The sequence below is a fragment of the Scandinavium sp. UTDF21-P1B genome (genome assembly GCF_040750395.1).
In the GTDB taxonomy this organism is placed as follows: domain Bacteria; phylum Pseudomonadota; class Gammaproteobacteria; order Enterobacterales; family Enterobacteriaceae; genus Scandinavium.
The window spans coordinates 1-1,783 of sequence record NZ_JBFLVD010000024.1 but is presented as its reverse complement, the minus strand read 5'-3'; the positions used below and the strand labels follow the sequence as shown (position 1 = coordinate 1,783).

The 1,783-nt window shown below is 52.6% G+C and carries 1 rRNA gene; it reads right to left on the bottom strand.

The annotated features are described in order from the left end of the window. Window positions 1–44: 44 nt before the first annotated feature. Window positions 45–1,586 (bottom strand): 16S ribosomal RNA (locus tag AB1287_RS17850). Window positions 1,587–1,783: the final 197 nt, after the last annotated feature.

Below are 1,783 nucleotides of genomic sequence, written 5' to 3'. Positions count from 1 at the left end.
ATCAGACAATCTGTGTGAGCACTGCAAAGGCAGGTTCTTTAAGGTAAGGAGGTGATCCAACCGCAGGTTCCCCTACGGTTACCTTGTTACGACTTCACCCCAGTCATGAATCACAAAGTGGTAAGCGCCCTCCCGAAGGTTAAGCTACCTACTTCTTTTGCAACCCACTCCCATGGTGTGACGGGCGGTGTGTACAAGGCCCGGGAACGTATTCACCGTAGCATTCTGATCTACGATTACTAGCGATTCCGACTTCATGGAGTCGAGTTGCAGACTCCAATCCGGACTACGACGTACTTTATGAGGTCCGCTTGCTCTCGCGAGGTCGCTTCTCTTTGTATACGCCATTGTAGCACGTGTGTAGCCCTACTCGTAAGGGCCATGATGACTTGACGTCATCCCCACCTTCCTCCAGTTTATCACTGGCAGTCTCCTTTGAGTTCCCGACCGAATCGCTGGCAACAAAGGATAAGGGTTGCGCTCGTTGCGGGACTTAACCCAACATTTCACAACACGAGCTGACGACAGCCATGCAGCACCTGTCTCAGAGTTCCCGAAGGCACCAATCCATCTCTGGAAAGTTCTCTGGATGTCAAGAGTAGGTAAGGTTCTTCGCGTTGCATCGAATTAAACCACATGCTCCACCGCTTGTGCGGGCCCCCGTCAATTCATTTGAGTTTTAACCTTGCGGCCGTACTCCCCAGGCGGTCGACTTAACGCGTTAGCTCCGGAAGCCACGCCTCAAGGGCACAACCTCCAAGTCGACATCGTTTACGGCGTGGACTACCAGGGTATCTAATCCTGTTTGCTCCCCACGCTTTCGCACCTGAGCGTCAGTCTTTGTCCAGGGGGCCGCCTTCGCCACCGGTATTCCTCCAGATCTCTACGCATTTCACCGCTACACCTGGAATTCTACCCCCCTCTACAAGACTCTAGCCTGCCAGTTTCGAATGCAGTTCCCAGGTTGAGCCCGGGGATTTCACATCCGACTTGACAGACCGCCTGCGTGCGCTTTACGCCCAGTAATTCCGATTAACGCTTGCACCCTCCGTATTACCGCGGCTGCTGGCACGGAGTTAGCCGGTGCTTCTTCTGCGAGTAACGTCAATCGCCAAGGTTATTAACCTTAACGCCTTCCTCCTCGCTGAAAGTACTTTACAACCCGAAGGCCTTCTTCATACACGCGGCATGGCTGCATCAGGCTTGCGCCCATTGTGCAATATTCCCCACTGCTGCCTCCCGTAGGAGTCTGGACCGTGTCTCAGTTCCAGTGTGGCTGGTCATCCTCTCAGACCAGCTAGGGATCGTCGCCTAGGTGAGCCGTTACCCCACCTACTAGCTAATCCCATCTGGGCACATCTGATGGCATGAGGCCCGAAGGTCCCCCACTTTGGTCCGAAGACGTTATGCGGTATTAGCTACCGTTTCCAGTAGTTATCCCCCTCCATCAGGCAGTTTCCCAGACATTACTCACCCGTCCGCCGCTCGCCGGCAAAGTAGCAAGCTACTTTCCGCTGCCGCTCGACTTGCATGTGTTAGGCCTGCCGCCAGCGTTCAATCTGAGCCATGATCAAACTCTTCAATTTAAGTTTGATGCTCATGAATTAAACTTCGTAATGAATTACGTGTTCACTCATAAGACTTGGTATTCATTTAGTGTCCGGAGACATTAAGAATCCATGTCACTTTGAGTGCCCACACAGATTGTCTGATAAATTGTTAAAGAGCAGTTGCGACGCGCTTTAGCGCTCTGTCGCGAGGTCCCGTATAATACGTTTTCCTC